The following is a 17,680-nucleotide window of genomic DNA, read 5'->3' as shown; positions in this document are numbered from 1 at the left end:
GGACAAATATCTTTATCGCTTTCCATTATATTTTTAGTTACCACATGGTCTGCTTCTGCTATGGCTTGTTTTATTTCTTCTTCTCTTGGACTTAATTGTTTTTGCTCTACTTGGTATAACAAAAGTTGTTTAATATCTTCAAAATTTAGCTGTTTTATCTCTTCTGTAAAATTTAAATCGCTTCGGATATCTTCGTAAGATTTAAGTTTTTTATAAAAGTTATTTTTTAGTTGGTCTAAATTTATATCTGTAGTAAAATTATCTATGATACTTTTTGCAAAATCTATTGTTTTGTCTCGTAAAATTTTATTTGTATTTCCTAGAATAGTTCTCTCGCGTTCAGCAAAATTACTCTTTAAATTTTCCACTACATCATTTTCATATTTTTTAGGGTTATCTGTATTTTTATCATCCTCGTATTTCTTTAATTCTTGTTCGTAGCCTTGTTGTCTTTGGGTTATAATTTTTCTAGTATGTTCTATTTTTTCAAGTTTTCCATCTATATCTGCCTTATCTCCAAGTAAAACTATCGCGTCCAAACCATTATCTTTAATTTTAACCTTGCTATTGACATATTCTTCATTAAATACAAAAATATTATTTTTCTGATTTTCGCTTGTTAAATCTACTACTGCTCCGCTTCTGTCTATAATTTGGCTAGTAATAAGAGGTTGATTGTTTTGTTTGAAGGGATCAAAAGCTTGTGAAATTGTGCTTTTACCGCTTCCATTTTTCCCATAGATTAAACAAAACCTATGATACTCTTTCTCGAAAAAATTTAATTTTGCTTCACTTTGAAAGCACTTCCCTTGAATTTTTATCCCACAAAAATTATCAAACATTGTGTTTACTCCAATGTATTATTAAATTTTAAAATCTCCAAAATTTTCTTTATTTTGTCGGCCGATTTTATACCGTTTTCATTCTCGACTTTTGAGTTTAGATCAAGCACTCGCGGGTTAAATTTGATCGCTTCGCGCGCGTTATGCTCGCCGATACCGCCCGCCATGCCAAATTTAAATTTTACCTCTTTTAAAATTTCCCACTCAAAGTTTGTACCATTTCCGCCAGCATTTTCGCCCTTGCAGTCAAAAAGCGCCATATCAAAATGCTTAAAATCAACCTCTGGCAAGCTATCTTTCACGCTAAAAACCTGCCAAATCTCAAGCCCCATATCTTTTAAATTTGCATGTAAATTTTCGCTCACCACTCCATGCACCTGAGCCACGTCAAGCTCTGCAAACTGACAAATTTCCATTATCTCGCACTCACTTTGATCAGCAAAAACGCCAACTACTTTTTTGCCTTTGGCGTGAGCAAATTTAGCTATCTGCCTAGCTAAATTTAACTCGACTCTTCTTTTGCTTTTGGCAAATATTAGCCCTATATAATGGACTCCAAGCTCGCAAACCGCACTTGCTTCATCTAGTGTTTTGATACCACAAATTTTAACTAGCGCCATTACGCTTGCGCCTTTATAAACTCTTCATAAAATTTATACGCACTGCAACTTTTTATCACTTCAAGTACCATATTTTTGGCTTCGTCTAGGCTCGTTGCGCCGTCTGCTGCATAAAGTGCAAACATCGCGTTAAAGACCACTATGTCAAATTTCGCCCCCTGCTCTTCGCCTTTTAGCGTGCGGATCAAGGTTTTGGCGTTTTCTTCAGGTGTACCGCCCTCGATATCGCTGTGAAGTGCTCTTTTAAAGCCAAACTGCTCTGGCGTGATGCTGTATTCAAAAATTTCTCCATTTTTTAGCTCAACAACGCTTGTTTCGCTACAAAGCGTGATCTCGTCTAGTCCATCATCGCCGCGGACGACTAGAGCGTGTTTTCTGCCAAGGATCTTAAGCGTCTGGGCATAGAGTTTTAGCACTGGTTTATGATAGACGCCAACTAGCTGATTTGTAAGGTTTAAATTTGGATTTAAAAGCGGTCCAAGCACGTTAAATACGGTTCTTATACCAAGTCTTTGACGCACTTCTCTCACCTCACCAACTAGCGGATGGAAAAATGGTGCGTGGAAAAAGGCTAAATTTTTACTGGCTAAATTTTCACGCTGTTTTGCCAGTGATTTTTCACTTTTTACGCCTAAAATTTCAAGCACATCAGAGCTACCAGACTTGCTTGAAACTGCCTTGTTACCGTGTTTTGCGACCTTTATACCAAGGCTTGCAAGGATAAATGCAACTGTAGTTGAGATATTTATCGTCTTAAAGCCATCACCGCCAGTGCCGCAAAGATCGATCATAGGCGTATCGTCGCGGTAAGTTTGCGAGTATTTTAGGATATTTTTTGCAAGCGCAGCGAGGCTTTTTGGGTAGAGGCTCTTTTCGCTAATTAGCACCAAAAGGGCTGAAAGCTGCACGATCTCGTACTCTTTACTGGCTATTATCTCGCAAATTTGCTCAAAGTCGCTATCATCAAGCGGGATATTTTCTTGAAGCTTGATAAGATATGGCTTAAGTGAGCGAATTTTTGGCTCTTTTACCTCATCTTTTGCTTTGTAATTTACAAAATTTTCAACGATCTTTTTGCCGTATTGTGTGAAGTAGCTCTCTGGGTGAAACTGGATACCAAAGATCGGCTTATCTTTTACGCTAAGCGCCATAACTACGCCATCATCGCTCACCGCATCAGCGCTTAAGCTAGCTGGGAGCTCATCGACATAGAGTGAATGGTAACGCATTACTTCAAATCTATCAGGTAGCCCTGCAAAAAGTGGCTCTTTGTTTTTCACGTCGATAAATGAGGTTTTGCCGTGTAGTGGGTCATCTAGTCTTTTTATCTTCGCGCCAAAACTAAGCCCTATAGCTTGATGTCCAAGGCAAATGCCAAACACCGGCACGCCAAGGTCTGCCTGCAAAATCTCTAAACAAACTCCGCTATCTTTTGGGTGCTTTGGTCCTGGGCTTAAAATGATCTTGCTTGGGTTTAGTTTTTTGATCTCATCAAGCGTGATCTTGTCATTTCTAACACATCTGACCTCTTCATCAGTAAGCTCTTTTACATATTGCTCGACATTAAAAACAAAACTATCGTAATTATCTATGAGTAAAATCAACCTATATCCTTTAAATTTAGCATCGGTTGAGCCTTGGCTAAATTTCTATAAATTTAGGCAAAATTATAACTAAAAGAAAGTTTAATTAGGCTTTTGTACGGCTTTCGTAGGCTTTTAAAAGTGAAAGCATGTCGACGTTTTCTAAATTTACACCAGTTGGCACGCCTTGAGCGATCTTGCTAAATGAAATTTCACTCATGCCAAGCTTGTCCTCGACGTAAAGCATGAGCGCGTCTGAATTTAGCCCCGGCGTAAAGGCAAAGACGACCTCTTTTGAGCCATTTTGCGTGATAGCACTTCGCAGCCTCTCTATGGCGTCATCATCGATCTCGTCAAGCACGAAGTAAAGGCCGTTATAAATGCCATTTTGCTCAAAAACCAAGATATCTTTTGGGCTCTCAACCAGCAAAATGACCTCACTGTCCCTGCTCTCGTCGCTGCAAATGTCACAAATTTCATTTTCACTTAGCCCACCGCAACGCTCACAACGTTTGATAAACCTCACCGCATCTTCGATATTTTGAGCGAGTCTTAGCCCTGCAAAGCTATCTTGCATGCAGACAAAATAGGCAAATCTTGCGGCTGATTTCTTACCAACACCAGGGAGCTTAGCAAAAGACTCAGTTAGCTCGTTAAATTTTTCTAAGCCTCTTTTCATGCTCGCTTTGCCTTTGATCTAAGTAAAATTTTAAAGACGTGATAGCCGTCTTCATAGTCATAAACTAGCTCAAATTTTTGCATCTGACAAATTTGCTCGATGATATAAAGTCCAAGCCCCATACCGCTTCCTGCACTTACCTTGTCGCCACGCACAAAGGCTTGTTTGTAGTAATCAATCGGATGATTTAGCTTTTTGCCTAAATTTTTAACCGCAATAAATTCACTATCGCAGATCAAAATAGCCTTTTTATCCTCTGCGTATTTTAGGGCGTTATCTATCAAATTTTTAATCGCCAAACTAAAAAGCTGAAAATCCACTCTTAATATGACGTCATCTCTGATGTCGCAGCTCACTCGCTCTTCAAATTTATCAAGCATGAGCATATCCTGCACCTGCTCTAAAATGAGCGAGAAATGGCACTCTTGATAGTTTAGCGCGTAGCTTTTAGAAAGGAGCTGCTCGACCTTGCTAAATTCATTTATCAGCATCTCAAGTCGCTCAAAAACGTTTATGAGCCTCATCTTTTGGGTCTCATTTGCAACCATTTCAGAGACGATCCTACCTTTGCCAATCGGAGTCTTTAGCTCATGCATGATCGCACGCAAAAATAGCTGCCTTGAGCGGATGAGCTCTCTGATCTTGCAAACGGCATTATCAAACTCAACAGCGACTTGTCCGATCTCGTCTTGCTCGTTTTCATTTAGCCTAGCTGTCATCGCCATTTCCATATTTCCGCTGGCAAATTTTCTGATGTCTTTACTAAGCCTTCTAAGTGGCGAAAGACTTCTAAGAACAGAAACATAAAGTGAAATTAGAAGGGCTGAAACTATCAAAAATGCGACCCAAAGCGGATCATTTACGTGTCTTGCATCATTACTTTCAAGAAGTAGCTGAAAAGATGGATTTTTAATAAGCAGATACAAATCGCCTTTATAATTAACCGACTGGACTATACCAAGAGGTGTATGCTGTGTGAAAATAACGGTTCCATTTGTAGCTATTGAAGTGGCTAAATTTTTATTTCCAACATACTCTAAGTAAAAATTTTTAAAATAATGTTCTAAATCTCTTGGGGGATTTCCGCGTTCATAGAGTGCGACAAGGTAGTTCATCGCACTTATTTGTCTATCTTTTAGCTTTTCTAAAGCGCTTTCTTGCTGAATGTTTGCAAAAGTTACAAAGAGCAAGCACATCAGCGAGAAAGCTATGGCAAAGATAATAGTTATCTTCGTAGTTATGGAATATTTCATCCGATAAGCTTATATCCTATGCCTCTTACTGAAAATATATGTTTTGGGGCTTTTGAGCTATCACCGATTTTTGATCTAAGGCGTCCGATAATAACATCTAAGCTCTTTGAATCTTTATCTTTTAGGCTTTTGCAGTTATAAACTAGCTGTTCGCGTGATACTGAAAAGCTGTGTTGCTTAATGAGATAAGTTAAAATTTCATACTCAGCTGGAGTAAGAGCTAATGGCTCATTGTTAAAGTAAATTTCGTGACGTTTATCATCGATCCTAAATGCGCTATCAACGACCTCTTCTTGTACTTCATTTGTCTTTTTGTATCTTCTTATAAGACTTGTGATACGAGCATACATCTCTTTTGGATCGTATGGTTTTGGCAAATAATCATCAGCACCAAGCTGAAGTCCAACGACCTTGTCACTAATATCGCTTCTAGCTGAGCTTATGATGATAGGAATATCGTATTTTTGGCGAATTTCTTTACAAACCTCAAGCCCATCAATGCCCGGCAAAGTAAGATCAAGTATTAGCAAATCATAGTTTTTTATCCCAGCACTAAGTCCTAAATATGGGTCTTCAAAATTCGTAACTTTTATATTAAAACTATCAAGATATTCAGATAAAATTTGTGCAAATTCTGGATCGTCTTCTATCATTAAAACATTAACCATGAATTATCCTTTTTATTAAAAATAGTAGAGATTATACGGCAAAAATGTAAATTCTTTTTTAAATTTAAACTTTTTTGGGTAAAATCCCATATTTAAAATAAGCTTAATTAACAAGGAAAAATGTGGAATTTGACTATTACGAAATCCTTGAAATTTCAAGAAATGCAAGCGGAGATGAGATCAAAAAAGCCTTTAGAAGACTTGCTTTAAAATATCACCCAGATAGAAATTCTGGCGACAAAGAGGCTGAACTAAAATTTAAACAGATAAATGAAGCTTATCAAGTTTTAAGTGACGAGCAAAAACGCTCTATTTACGACAGATACGGCAAAGAAGGCCTTGAGGGTCGATTTGGTAGCGGTGGCGGATTTAGTGCCGATTTTGATCTTTCAGATATTTTTGACTCATTTTTTGGTGGCGGTTTTGCGAGTAGTTCTAGGCAGAGAAAAAGATACTCTGAAAAATACTCAGCCGATCTTGAAATTCCTATAAATTTGGAGTTTAACGAAGCTATTTTTGGTTGCGAAAAAGAGATAAAATTTGATCAAAAAGTACCTTGTCCAACATGCAATGCAACTGGCAGTAAAGACGGCAAAAGTAAAACTTGCCAGCACTGTGGCGGAAGTGGCAGGATAACACGTGGAAATGGCTTTATGAATATCGTCCAAGAGTGTCCATATTGTCACGGAAGCGGTGAAGTAATAAGCGAACCATGCCCCGATTGTAACGCGAAAGCTTATAAAATCCAGCAACAAACTGTAAAGATTACCATACCTGAAGGTGTTGATAGCGGTATGAGGATGCGAGTAGCTGGCAAAGGCAATATCGGCACAAACGGCGTTCAAGGCGATCTTTATGTAAGCATAAACGTAAAAGAAGACAAGCATTTCATTCGTCACAACGACGATGTTTATCTAGAAATTCCTGTCTTTTTCACGCAAGCTATACTTGGCGAGAGTATAAAAATTCCAACGCTTCGAGGAGAAACCGAGCTAAAACTACCTGTTGGAGCAAAAGATAAGCAGCAATTTATATTTGAAAATGAAGGTATTAAAAGCGTAAATTCGCGTAAAAAGGGTAGGCTCGTAGCGCAAATTTCTATTCAAACGCCTGAAAAACTAAGCGATGAGCAAAAAGAGCTTTTAAATAAGCTTCAAGCTAGCTTTGGCATAGAATCAGGTAAATCAAATACCGATGAAAGCGTCTTTGATAAGATAAAAAGCTGGTTTAAAGGCGATGAGCCAAAAGGCAAAAAGAAAAAATAAATTTAATTTGTGGCGTTAAATTTAGCGTCACAAATTTCTGCGAAATAAATTTCCCAAATATTTTTAATATTCACAAAAATGAACGAAAATTTTAAAATTTTGAGTGAGTAAGATTTTAAAATTTACAGAAATAAAACAACATATATTTTTTATTCTTTCATTAAGGGAGAAGTGGCTTTAATTACGGTCTGCTTGCAGTTGCGAGCTAGCACTCTCTTCTCCCTTAATAATCCCTCTTCCCTGACACGTTTAAGGTACATGCTCTAACGCTAAATTACCGCATGTAGTCTAAAACTCTATCAAATTTTTAAATTTACTTTGTGATATAAATTTATCAAAAGGGAGACAAGGGGACTTAAGTTACGAAGCCGTCCCCCTATCCCCCTTTTAAATCCCCTAAACTCCTCGCACGTTAGAGGTGCATGCGTTTTGCTATCGAGCAAGTGTCAGGCAAATCTTAGCAGTCAATTCTTACGAGCAAGCAAAATTTTAAAATTTGCAAGAGAGTATAAATTTACTCAGTTGCAAGCTCCAAATAATAATCAAGCTGATCGCGTCTGATGATACGTATAAGGTTTGTGCTACCCTCAACGCCCGTAGGGTGACCGGCTGTGACAAGATAGGTCTTGTCGTGTTCGACATATCCCTCTTCATACGCCTTTTTCATGACATTTGCCAAAAGTGAGCTAAGCTTTGTTTTTTCTAGTACAAGTGCTGGTGTAACACCCCAAGCAAGGGTAAGCATATGTGCTGTTTGCTCATCGTGAGCGACTGCAATGATGTCAATGTTTGTGCGGTTTCTAGCTAATTTTATAGCCGATTTTCCTGAGCCAGTGATTGAGATTAATGCATCTGCTTTTATGCGAACAGCAAGAGATGCGGCGCTACTTGCCACCATATCAGTCTCGTCAAAAAAGTCAAATTCGTCAAATTTATTGTATGGATAGATGCTTTGCGTCTGGATGATCGTTTTGCTCATCGCCTCTACGACCGCGACTGGGTTTTTACCAATCGCACTCTCCTCGCTTAGCATAACAGCATCAGTACCGTCTAGCACGGCATTTGCCACGTCACTGATCTCCGCTCTTGTGGCAGTCTCATGCTCTGCCATGCTTAGCATCATCTGGGTTGCTGTGATGACTGGTTTGCTTGCTGTATTTGCTTTTTTGATGATGAGCTTTTGGATAGTTGGAACCTTATAAAATGGTACTTCTATGCCAAGATCGCCACGAGCTACCATGATACCATCACTCTTTGCGATGATGTCGTCTATATTTTCAACTGCGTCAAATTTCTCGATCTTAGACAAGATAGCAGCTTTGGAGCCAAATTCTTTTAAGATATTTCTTGCTTTTATCACATCATTTGCATCTTGCACGAAGCTAATAGCAACGAAATTTACGCCCTGCTTTACGCCAAATTCCATATCTTCTTTATCTTTTGGCGTGATGATGTCGATGCCAAGGGCGGTGTTTGGGAAATTTATACCTTTGTTTGAGTTTAAAATTCCGTCATTTTCGATGATGGTTTTTACCACATCTTTGCCCTCGCCTGTAACTCTTGCTCTGATCGAGCCATCGTAGAGATAGACGTACTCGCCAGCCTTTAGCATAGGTAAAATTTGAGGCTGATTTAGGCTCACTCTATAAACGCCTTTTTCAATCTTTTCGCCCACGATATCCTCGGCATAAATGCTAAGCTCGTCGCCAGCTTTTAAGTAAAATGGCTCGCTAAGCTTGCCAACTCTGATCTTTGGACCGCAGATATCTTGTAAAATTCCTATTCTTTTATTTAGCTTTTTTTCGATATTTCTTATCTTGTCAATGTTTGATTTATGGTATTCGTGTGTCCCATGGCTAAAATTTAAACGAAAGACATTAACACCCGCTTTTACCATCGCTTCCATTGTCTCTTCATTATCACTTGCTGGCCCCAAAGTAGCTACGATTTTTGTCTTTTTTATCATTTTATGCCCCATAAATTTGATTTTTGCGATTATAACACATTTTAATAATGTAATTTTTTGTATAATAGGCAAAAATTTCAAAGGAGAAGATATGAATAAATTTTTATTAGCGTCTCTTGGTTTAGCAGCTGTTGCTTGTGTTGCTATGGGAGATGATAAAGTTTATAAGCTAAAGCTTGCTAGCTCATGGGAGAGCACTATGCCAGTGCTTGGTGATGTACCAAAAGAGCTAAAGGATAAAGTTGAAAAGATGAGCAATGGCAGACTTGAGCTAAGGATTGATTATCCATCAAAACATAAATCACCTTTTGCAATGCTTGATTTTGCTAAAAGCGGTCAATACGACATTACCTACACAAGTAGCTATTATTATAAAGGCAAAGATGCTAAAACTATATTTTTTACAGCAACTCCATTTATGATGAATACTGACGAGCAAACAGCTTGGTATGAATTTGGCGGCGGTAAGGAGCTTGAGGCAAAAGTTTACGATCCATACAACATCAAAATTTTTAGAGCTGGAAATACCGGCATGCAAATGGGTGGCTGGTTTAAAAAAGAGATCAAATCACTAGATGATATCAAAGGCTTAAAGATAAGAATTCCAGGCTTTGGTGGTGAAATTTACGCTAAGCTTGGCGCTAACATCAATACTATCCCAACTGGTGAGCTTTACATGGCTCTTGAGATGGGAACGATCGACTCAGTCGAATGGGTAAGCCCGGCTTATGATATGGCACTTGGCTTTCACAAAGTGGCAAAATACTACTACACAGGCTGGCAAGAGCCAAACGGTGAAACTCAATTTTTCTTTAATAAAAAATCATACGAAAAACTTCCAGATGACCTAAAAGCGATCTTTGAAGCAGCTGCAGCAGAAGTAGCAAGAGATGCAAATACAAAAGTATTTTATTCAAACGTCGAGTACTGGGATAAAATGAAGAGCGAGTACCCAGACATCCAAGTAAAGTCTTTCCCACCAGAAGTAATCGCAGCTCTTAAAAAAGCCACAAATGAACTGCTAGATGAAGAGAGTGCTAAAGATCCATTATTTAAAGAGATCGTTGAGTCTCAAAGAGCTTTCCTTAAAAAAGCAAGAGAATGGACTAAAATTTCAGACTACGCTTATATCAAAACAAACGAATAGTAAAATTAAGCAGGGATATTCCCTGCTTTTTATATTTGCTCCAGTTACTTTCAATAAAATTTTTAATCAAAATGTTTTTATACAAGCCATAAATTTTTACAAAAATAAATACTGGTGGCTATTATAGATAGAAAATTTCTCTCATTGAATGCTCGATCTTTGACTCATCGAGTGTATTGTTAAAAAATAAATTTAGTGCTAAGACCGCTTGATATAAAAGCATATCGGCGCCATCTTTTACACCAAGGCTACTTTGCTTGGCCATTTCTAAAAATGGTGTTTGCTTGCCATAAATCACATCAAATGCAAATTTAGCATCCTTAAAAATGCTTTTTAAAATTTCTTTAGGTGCTGGCAAAAAATCATCCTTTAAGCCAGCAGAGGTTGAGTTAATGACTAGATCAAATTTTTGCTCTACGTAGTTATCCCAGCTAAAGCATTTGTACTCATCTTTAAATTTCTCAAGCCTATCTTTGCTTCTATTTAGTATGCAAACATCAACGCCTTGTTCTTTTAATGCATAAGTTATGGCATTTGCAGTACCGCCAGCTCCAAGAACAATAGCTTTTTTTACATCTTTAAAATTTTTTATTGCCTTTAAAAACCCAGGCGCATCTGTATTGTGAGCATAAATTTTGTCATTTTTAAGCACAAGAGTATTTGCAGAGCCTATTTTACGAGCTATATCTGAAGCTTCATCGGCTAAATTTAAAGCCCACTCTTTATGTGGAAGTGTTACGTTTGCACCGTTTAATTTTAAGGATTTAAATTTATTGATTAATTCGCTGCCATCTTTTAGCAAGACTCTTGTATAAAGTGCTTTTAAGCTAAGGTCTACAATGGCTTTGTTGTGCAGCCTCGGAGATACCGAGTGAGCTATTGGATCTCCAAAGACTGCAAATGTTTTCATTTTGCTCTAAAGATAAAAGCGTCTTTATTGATATCTTTTCTAATATCGCCTACTGCTTTTTGAAGTGTTTTTTCATCAAATGGACCAACTAAAATTTTAGTCAACTCGCCAACTTTTATAGTCTTGTAGCTATATCCCTTAGCAGCGATCTTCTTCATATATTCAGCATTTGGATTAAATTTACTAGTCACAAATACTTGAACATAAGAGCCTTTTGTAGCAGGTTCAGTTTTAGCTACTTCAGCTTTTTTATCCGTTTTTTCTATTTTGGTTTCAACCTTTTTTTCAATCTTTTTATCTACTTTATTTTCAGCCTTAGCTGGTTTTGCCTCACTCTTTTTATCAGTAGCTGCTACTTTTTCGACTTTTTTAACTGAAGTATCTACTTTTGTCTCAGCTTTTTTTGCTGGTATTTCAGCAGGCTTTTCGATAGGCTTAACTATCTCTTTTGGCTCTTCAGTTTTAGAAATAGGCTTATTATTTTCTTTATCTTTTAGCTTTTTGATCATATCTTCAAATTCGTCTTGTTGCTTATTTTCAGGCACGATCGGTACTTGCTCAAAAAGCTGTGTATCGCCTTTTTTATTGTCTGAATTTGTATCAGCTATCGGAGCTTGTCTATCTACTGGCTGCTCAGCTGGTACTGGAGGAAGCACTAGTCTTGAATCAGCTTCATTTTGAGCTTGTGAAGGATCGCTTGAATTTACTAGCTTCATAGCCACTACAATGATCAAAAAAAGTATAATAAGAGCTGCTATAAATATAAGAAGTTTTTTTAGCTTCAATCCTCTTGCGTCATCGTCTCTTTCTAAAAGAATATCTTTTAACTCATCGTTTTCCACTTTTTATCCTTAATTACATATATTTTGACCAACTTGCCCCGCGCTCTTTTTGATAGAGCTTATAAGGTAAAGTTAGTATGTTAAATTCTTTTGGCATATCGATATTTGGAAACATCCTCCACTCTTTAGGTAGCTTCTGTGAAAGCTTTGCGTTGAGCACGTTTGCCAGCTGACAAGCCTCATTTAGCGTAGTGTGGCCTTTATGCACGTAAAGGTGCAGATGTCCTGGCGTCTTACTCTCATAGGCTGTAAAATTTATAAATCCCTCTTCTCTTAGAAGAAGCTGTGCTTTATGCCAAAATCTATCTGGGGTTCTGCCGTTATAGTCAAAGACTATATTTTCAACTTTATCATTTGCATTTATTAAAGAGTGTGCGATAACAGCTTTGCCCTCTTCATGCTCTTTCATAATATTATAGGTCAGTGGCTCATTTATCTTTTCAAATTTATCAAAGAAAATTTTACCTCTATATTCTATTTTATTAACGATCGTATCACGCTTAATATAGTAATGAGTTGTAATAATCTTTATAAGTGCCGTATCAATACTTTGCATCAAAATGTCGCTTTATCATAGATTATAAATTTATGAGCAAGTTCAACTAGCTCAGCTTTTGTCTTCTCTTGCAAAGATGTGTTGTTTATGTCGCTTAATACGTCAGCTATTTTGTTTGCTATTAGTTCAAACTCAGCTTCTTTCATGCCACGAGCTGTAAGCGCAGGACTACCAACACGTATACCACTTGTGATAAATGGGCTTCTTGTCTCGCCTGGAACCGTATTTTTATTTACTGTTATTCCAGCATTTCCAAGAGCGATATCAGCGTCTTTACCGCTAAAATCTCTATTTAAAAAGCTCATTAAAATTAGATGGTTATCAGTACCGCCACTCACTAGATCAAAGCCTCTTTTTATTAGCACTTCGCCTAATTTTTTAGCATTTGCTTTTACTTGTTTAGCATAAATTTTCCACTCAGGGCTAAGGTTGTGCTTAAAGCCAACTGCCTTTGCTGCGATGACATGAACAAGTGGTCCGCCCTGGATGCCTGGAAAAATAGAGGCATTTATCTTCTTGGCATACTCTTCGTTATTTGTCATTATTATGCCGCCTCTTGGGCCTCTTAATGTTTTATGCGTAGTTGAGCTTACGACATCGCAGTATGGGAAAGGATTTTGATGCTCACCAGCAACAACAAGACCAGCTATGTGGGCAACATCTGCAAAAAGTATCGCACCAACAGCGTCAGCTATCTCACGGAATTTTTTAAACTCAATCTCTCTTGTGTATGCACTTGCGCCACAAACGATCATTTTTGGTTTTACTATCTTTGCGATATCCATGACTCTATCGTAGTTTATGCGGCCATCAAGCTCGACGCCATAGAAAAAGCTCTCATACATCTTACCAGAGCTGCTGACCTTTGCGCCGTGAGTTAGGTGTCCGCCATGGCTTAGATCCATGCCTAAAATTTTATCACCTGGATTAAGTAAAGCGCCGTAAACGCCTTGATTTGCCTGAGAGCCTGAGTTTGGTTGAACGTTTGCAAATTCACATCCAAAAAGCTCTTTACATCTATCGATCGCTATTTGCTCGATCTCATCTACAAATTCGCAGCCACCATAATATCTCTTGCCAGGATAGCCTTCAGCGTATTTGTTTGTTAGGATTGAGCCCATTACTTCCATAACTTCTGGATATGTAAAATTTTCACTAGCGATCATCTCAAGGTGATCACATTGGCGTTTTAACTCTAAATTTACTAGATCGTAAATGTCCTTATCATAGCTTTGCAAACTCATTTTTCATTCTCCTTTATCTCATTTTTAAGTGGCCTCATCGCTGGGAAGAGCACAACATCGCGAATTGATTTTTTATCCGTTAAAAGCATCACGAGCCTATCGATGCCTATACCCTCACCTGCAACTGGTGGCATGCCGTATCCTAGGGCTTTTACATAGTCCTCGTCCATCTCATGTGCCTCGTCATCGCCTGCGTTTTTAGCATCGATTTGCGCTTTAAAGCGGTTGTATTGATCGATTGGATCGTTTAGCTCGTTAAAGCCATTTGCTAGCTCGCGACCAGCGATAAATAACTCAAATCTCTCAGCTACATCAGGGTTTGCGTCACTTCTTCTTGAAAGTGGGCTGATCGAAATCGGATAATCGATAACAAAAGTTGGGTGTATAAGCTTACTCTCTACGTAGTTATCAAATAACTCAGCCTGCAAGTGACCAAGATCAAGCTTCTCATTTGCTTCAAGGCCATCAGCTCTTAGTTTTGCTAAAATTTTATCTTTGTCATTTATGACATTCTCATCTAGTCCACCGATCTCAACGAGAGCTTTTTTGTAGCTTATTCGCTTAAATGGCTTACTAAAATCAATCTCCATGCCGTCAAAATTTACAACTTTTTCCATATCTAGCTTGTCTAAAATGACATTAAAAAGATCCTCTGTAATGCCCATTAAATCGTGATAGTTATGGTATGCCCAGTAAAACTCTATACTTGTAAACTCAGGATTATGAGTAAGATCCATTCCTTCATTTCTAAAATTTCTATTCATCTCATAAACAGCCTCAAAGCCACCTACTATAAGGCGTTTGAGGTATAGCTCAGGTGCGATCCTTAGGTATCTCTCGACTCCAAGTGCATTGTGAAAAGTGATAAATGGCTTGGCGTTTGCACCACCTGCTATTGGGTGTAGCATCGGTGTTTCAACTTCTAAAAAGCCTTTTTCTTCAAAAAATCTTCTAATCGTACTAATAATCACTGAGCGTCTTTTAAAATCAGCTCTAACTTCAGGGTTCATTATCATATCAAGGTATCTTTGGCGATATCTTGTTTCAACGTCAACCAGACCGTGATACTTCTCAGGAAGTGGGCTTATCGACTTTGAAGCAAGGCTAAGCTCGCTTACATGCATAGAAAATTCGCCAGTTTTTGTTATAAATGCATAACCTCTAACATAGACGATATCGCCTATCTCTACGTATTTTTTAACGATTTTAAACCACTCTGGATCAAGCGTTTTATTACTAAAGTAAATTTGTAAATTTCCATCTTCATCTTCGATATTTGCAAAAACCGCTTTTCCAGCATCACGAATGAGTTTTATTCTACCCGCAAGACCTACTAGCTGACCTTCGGCCTTTTTCTCTTCTGTATCATTAATATAGTTAAATTTTAGTCTAAATTTAGAGATATTCATATCTCTTCTAAGAAAATGTGGATATGGATTAATGCCTAAATTTCTTAGCTCATCTATGCTTTGTAGTCGTTGAATCTCATGTTGGTTGTCAAATATCACCTTACTTTCCCTTTATATTATTTTTTGAGCATTTTTCACAAATTCCATAAAGCTGCATCATATGACCAGTTAGTTTAAAGCCATGATCTTTTGCGATACTGATTTGTCTTTTTTCTATCATTGGATCTTCAAATTCTATGATAAGGCCGCACTTTCTGCATATCATATGGTCGTGATGTGGCTTTGTGGCAAGCTCAAATTTTTTGCCTTGTGAACCAAAGCTGATTGATGTCACCATCTCTGATTCTTCAAGTAGATTTAGTGTTCTATAAACAGTTGCGATACCAATATTTAGCTCAGGGTGCGTTTCTTTTATAAAAAGATAAAGTTTTTCTGGAGTAAAGTGTTCACCATTGTTGTATAGCGTTTTTAGTAAAATTTCACGCTGTTTCGTATATTTTAAACCATTGTCGCGAAGCACTCTTTTGAATTTCTCAAGCAACGCATCATATTCTAAATTTTCTATCATCTTATTCCCCTTTTGTGGTATTAGAGTCGGTATTTACACTAGCATTTGCATCCATTGAGATAAATGCATCAGTTTTATTTGTATCCATTGGTCTTGCCACTATCTCATCTAACTCACTTTTGATATTTTTCACATCAAGATTTGTTATCCATTTGCCAGTTTCTATCAAAACCGGATAAACTTTACTGTTCGCAAAATAAGGAGCAATTATATTATTTAGCGAAGTGCCAGATATTACAGCAACTACTGCCGAAAATGTTAAGAAAATTTTTCCACTTCCCATAACAAATCCACCAAGTCTATCCAAAAAACCAAGTCCGCTTACTGAAACTATTTTTGATAAAAATTTACCAACTAGCAAGCAAACTATCCAAAAAACTAACCAAAGAGAGATAAATGCAACAAACTGTAAAAATGAAGGATTTTCAAATTTATATATATTTTTAGTTATAAACTCACCAGATAGATCTGAAAATCTACTAGCTATAATTAAGCCGCCGATAAGTCCGATAAGTCCGAATGCTTCTTTTATAAGTCCATTTAATATGCCTTTTATGCCAAGCATCAAGACAAGAGCAATAATAATGATATCAAACCACGTTACTAAATCCATTATATAGTTCCTATTAAATTTTGAAGTTCTTGCTGACTAGTTGAATAAGCTAGTGCATTTTCTTTTGTAATCTTACCCTCTTTTAGTACTTTCATCAAAGCCTGAGTTTGCGTACTCATGCCAGTCTGTTGTTGATTTAGCTGCATCTGAGAGTAAATTTGATGTATTTTGTTTTCACGTATCAAGTTTGAGATAGCCATATTGTTTATTAAAATTTCATGCACAGCGCACCTTCCACCGCCTATCTTTGGGATCAGACTTTGTGAAACGACAGCAGTTAGCGAAACACTAAGCATATTTCTTACTTGTAATTGCTCACTTCCATCAAAACTATCAACGATCCTATTTATAGTTTGAATGGCTGAATTTGTGTGAAGCGTACCAAAGACTAAGTGTCCAGTCTCAGCCGCCGTAATAGCCGTTGAAATCGTTTCTCTATCTCTCATCTCGCCCACAAGTATGATATCTGGATCTTCGCGAACCGCAGATTTTAGAGCCCTTGAGTAAGAAGTTGCGTCAGTGCCGATATTTCTATGAGAAAATAGAGCTTTTTTATTGTTATGCACAAACTCGACTGGATCCTCAATTGTAATAATATGCTTTCTATAATTTAAATTTATCTCATTAAGCATGGCTGCGAGAGTTGTTGATTTACCACTTCCTGTCGGTCCGGTAACCAAAATAAGACCTTTTTCACGCTTAATAATGTGTTTAAAAATTTGTGGGGCATTTAACTCATCAAGAGATGGGATATTGATTGGGATTATACGAAAAGCAGCAGCTAAATCACCATTCATGGTATAGTAATAGTTGCCACGAAAGCGACCAATATCTGGAAGCTCGATCGCAAAGTCAAGCTCTTTATTATTCTCAAGTTCACTTTTTTGTTCATCAGTAATCAAAGCAAAACATAAATTCTCTATATCCTTGCCACTTAATACGCCAAAATCAATGGGCTTTAAAGCACCGTCTACTCTTATTTGCGGCTCAGATCTTGAAACAAGGTGAAGATCGCTTGCCTTATCACTCACAACAGTTTTTAAAAGTGTTTTTATATCGCCAGCAAGATTATTAAGGCTATTATCTTCTGGTATTTTTACACTTAAATTCTTTGCCTGAAGCTGTTCGATTAGATCCATATTTTTACCATTATTCTATTATTTTTGGTACAGCAAAAAAATGCCCTTCACGCGAAGGAGCGTATTTCAAGATCGTATCAATCACATCGCTTGGTCTTGGCTCATCTTCTCTTAAAGGTGTGCCACCTTTTATAGAGCTAACTACAGCTTCATCGCTGCTTAGATCAAGTTCGTTTAAAATATCAACAAAAGATACAATCTCACTTAGTTGTTTTTTTACTTCTTCTCTTTTTTCATCACTGATTTGTAAGGCAGAAAGTTTTTCTAATTTATTTAAAAGAGTATCATCTATTTGCATTATATAAGTAACCTTATTAATTAATTTTGAGCCATTATATCACATTCAAGCTTTAATTTTGGGATAGTTTTAATTTAA

At 37.3% G+C, this 17,680-nt stretch carries 18 protein-coding genes; 2 read left to right on the top strand and 16 right to left on the bottom strand.

What is annotated here, in order from left to right; all coding sequences use genetic code 11:
- From F3H01_RS05795 to F3H01_RS05770, 6 genes are all read right to left on the bottom strand, one after another.
- Positions 1–842, bottom strand: an 842-nt coding sequence (locus tag F3H01_RS05795) for an AAA family ATPase (RefSeq protein WP_149725221.1), incomplete at its 3' end; no start/stop codon positions are given.
- Between the two features lie 5 nt (positions 843–847).
- The gene (locus F3H01_RS05790) at positions 848–1,462 is read right to left on the bottom strand and encodes a phosphoribosylanthranilate isomerase (RefSeq protein ID WP_149725153.1); all 615 of its coding nucleotides are present in this window, start codon (positions 1,460–1,462) and stop codon (positions 848–850) included.
- Entirely contained in the window at positions 1,462–3,066 is a 1,605-nt protein-coding gene (trpD, locus tag F3H01_RS05785) for an anthranilate phosphoribosyltransferase (protein WP_149725152.1), read from the bottom strand. Before trpD ends, F3H01_RS05790 begins: the two co-directional genes overlap by 1 nt.
- Positions 3,067–3,151: 85 nt before the next feature.
- Complete coding sequence (gene recR, locus F3H01_RS05780; RefSeq protein ID WP_084041236.1) at positions 3,152–3,724, bottom strand: recombination mediator RecR; 573 nt, start codon at positions 3,722–3,724, stop codon at positions 3,152–3,154.
- Entirely contained in the window at positions 3,721–4,977 is a 1,257-nt protein-coding gene (locus F3H01_RS05775) for an ArsS family sensor histidine kinase (RefSeq protein ID WP_149725151.1), read from the bottom strand. Before F3H01_RS05775 ends, recR begins: the two co-directional genes overlap by 4 nt.
- Positions 4,974–5,645 carry a response regulator transcription factor gene (locus tag F3H01_RS05770; protein WP_021091583.1) on the bottom strand — a complete coding sequence of 224 codons (672 nt, stop codon included), beginning with the start codon at positions 5,643–5,645 and terminating at the stop codon, positions 4,974–4,976. The genes F3H01_RS05775 and F3H01_RS05770 overlap by 4 nt, the downstream gene beginning before the upstream one ends.
- A gap of 122 nt (positions 5,646–5,767) precedes the next feature.
- On the opposite strand from F3H01_RS05770, the gene dnaJ reads away from it, so the two are divergent.
- Positions 5,768–6,910 carry a molecular chaperone DnaJ gene (dnaJ, locus tag F3H01_RS05765; RefSeq protein WP_054197114.1) on the top strand — a complete coding sequence of 381 codons (1,143 nt, stop codon included), beginning with the start codon at positions 5,768–5,770 and terminating at the stop codon, positions 6,908–6,910.
- Positions 6,911–7,424: 514 nt separating this feature from the next.
- Here dnaJ and pyk read toward each other — a convergent pair.
- The gene (pyk, locus tag F3H01_RS05760) at positions 7,425–8,876 is read right to left on the bottom strand and encodes a pyruvate kinase (protein ID WP_149725150.1); all 1,452 of its coding nucleotides are present in this window, start codon (positions 8,874–8,876) and stop codon (positions 7,425–7,427) included.
- Positions 8,877–8,967: 91 nt separating this feature from the next.
- Here pyk and F3H01_RS05755 point away from each other — a divergent pair, with 91 nt between their 5' ends.
- Positions 8,968–10,023: a TRAP transporter substrate-binding protein gene (locus tag F3H01_RS05755; RefSeq protein ID WP_021091622.1), complete on the top strand. Its 1,056-nt coding sequence runs from the start codon at positions 8,968–8,970 to the stop codon at positions 10,021–10,023.
- Positions 10,024–10,144: 121 nt separating this feature from the next.
- Here the strand turns inward: F3H01_RS05755 and F3H01_RS05750 are convergent, their stop codons facing one another.
- The 9 genes from F3H01_RS05750 to gatC are packed head-to-tail and all read right to left on the bottom strand — an operon-like array spanning position 10,145 to position 17,602.
- The gene (locus tag F3H01_RS05750) at positions 10,145–10,933 is read right to left on the bottom strand and encodes a shikimate dehydrogenase (RefSeq protein WP_149725149.1); all 789 of its coding nucleotides are present in this window, start codon (positions 10,931–10,933) and stop codon (positions 10,145–10,147) included.
- The gene (locus F3H01_RS05745; RefSeq protein WP_107696009.1) at positions 10,930–11,775 is read right to left on the bottom strand and encodes an SPOR domain-containing protein; all 846 of its coding nucleotides are present in this window, start codon (positions 11,773–11,775) and stop codon (positions 10,930–10,932) included. Before F3H01_RS05745 ends, F3H01_RS05750 begins: the two co-directional genes overlap by 4 nt.
- A gap of 13 nt (positions 11,776–11,788) precedes the next feature.
- Complete coding sequence (locus F3H01_RS05740) at positions 11,789–12,331, bottom strand: DUF1882 domain-containing protein (protein WP_087584142.1); 543 nt, start codon at positions 12,329–12,331, stop codon at positions 11,789–11,791.
- Entirely contained in the window at positions 12,331–13,575 is a 1,245-nt protein-coding gene (locus F3H01_RS05735) for a serine hydroxymethyltransferase (protein ID WP_149725148.1), read from the bottom strand. Before F3H01_RS05735 ends, F3H01_RS05740 begins: the two co-directional genes overlap by 1 nt.
- A complete protein-coding gene (gene lysS / locus F3H01_RS05730; protein ID WP_223155386.1) occupies positions 13,572–15,080 on the bottom strand; it encodes a lysine--tRNA ligase in 1,509 nt (502 codons plus the stop codon). Before lysS ends, F3H01_RS05735 begins: the two co-directional genes overlap by 4 nt.
- Before the next feature lie 4 nt (positions 15,081–15,084).
- Positions 15,085–15,552, bottom strand: a complete 468-nt coding sequence (locus F3H01_RS05725) for a Fur family transcriptional regulator (protein WP_087577804.1) — start codon at positions 15,550–15,552, stop codon at positions 15,085–15,087.
- Between the two features lies 1 nt (position 15,553).
- Positions 15,554–16,165, bottom strand: a complete 612-nt coding sequence (locus F3H01_RS05720) for a CvpA family protein (protein WP_149725146.1) — start codon at positions 16,163–16,165, stop codon at positions 15,554–15,556.
- Complete coding sequence (locus tag F3H01_RS05715) at positions 16,165–17,304, bottom strand: type IV pilus twitching motility protein PilT (RefSeq protein WP_149725145.1); 1,140 nt, start codon at positions 17,302–17,304, stop codon at positions 16,165–16,167. The genes F3H01_RS05720 and F3H01_RS05715 overlap by 1 nt, the downstream gene beginning before the upstream one ends.
- 10 nt (positions 17,305–17,314) lie before the next feature.
- Positions 17,315–17,602 (bottom strand): Asp-tRNA(Asn)/Glu-tRNA(Gln) amidotransferase subunit GatC, encoded by a 288-nt coding sequence (gene gatC, locus F3H01_RS05710; RefSeq protein WP_072594515.1) that lies wholly within the window; start codon positions 17,600–17,602, stop codon positions 17,315–17,317.
- Positions 17,603–17,680 lie beyond the last annotated feature (78 nt).

This window comes from Campylobacter concisus (assembly GCF_902460875.1).
Classification (GTDB): Bacteria; Campylobacterota; Campylobacteria; order Campylobacterales; family Campylobacteraceae; genus Campylobacter_A; species Campylobacter_A concisus_AA.
The sequence above is the reverse complement of the archived record's forward strand: the minus strand, read 5'-3'. Positions and strand labels throughout refer to the sequence as shown.

Bases quoted from the DNA above. Each gene is read 5' to 3' on its own strand.
- F3H01_RS05770 (WP_021091583.1), bottom strand. From the start codon at position 5,645: ATGGTTAATGTTTTAATGATAGAAGACGATCCAGAATTTGCACAAATT.
- F3H01_RS05750 (WP_149725149.1), bottom strand. From the start codon at position 10,933: ATGAAAACATTTGCAGTCTTTGGAGATCCAATAGCTCACTCGGTATCT.
- recR (WP_084041236.1), bottom strand. From the start codon at position 3,724: ATGAAAAGAGGCTTAGAAAAATTTAACGAGCTAACTGAGTCTTTTGCT.
- F3H01_RS05790 (WP_149725153.1), bottom strand. From the start codon at position 1,462: ATGGCGCTAGTTAAAATTTGTGGTATCAAAACACTAGATGAAGCAAGT.
- F3H01_RS05720 (WP_149725146.1), bottom strand. From the start codon at position 16,165: ATGGATTTAGTAACGTGGTTTGATATCATTATTATTGCTCTTGTCTTG.
- F3H01_RS05755 (WP_021091622.1), top strand. From the start codon at position 8,968: ATGAATAAATTTTTATTAGCGTCTCTTGGTTTAGCAGCTGTTGCTTGT.
- F3H01_RS05725 (WP_087577804.1), bottom strand. From the start codon at position 15,552: ATGATAGAAAATTTAGAATATGATGCGTTGCTTGAGAAATTCAAAAGA.
- F3H01_RS05715 (WP_149725145.1), bottom strand. From the start codon at position 17,304: ATGGATCTAATCGAACAGCTTCAGGCAAAGAATTTAAGTGTAAAAATA.
- gatC (WP_072594515.1), bottom strand. From the start codon at position 17,602: ATGCAAATAGATGATACTCTTTTAAATAAATTAGAAAAACTTTCTGCC.
- F3H01_RS05740 (WP_087584142.1), bottom strand. From the start codon at position 12,331: ATGCAAAGTATTGATACGGCACTTATAAAGATTATTACAACTCATTAC.
- F3H01_RS05735 (WP_149725148.1), bottom strand. From the start codon at position 13,575: ATGAGTTTGCAAAGCTATGATAAGGACATTTACGATCTAGTAAATTTA.
- F3H01_RS05775 (WP_149725151.1), bottom strand. From the start codon at position 4,977: ATGAAATATTCCATAACTACGAAGATAACTATTATCTTTGCCATAGCT.
- pyk (WP_149725150.1), bottom strand. From the start codon at position 8,876: ATGATAAAAAAGACAAAAATCGTAGCTACTTTGGGGCCAGCAAGTGAT.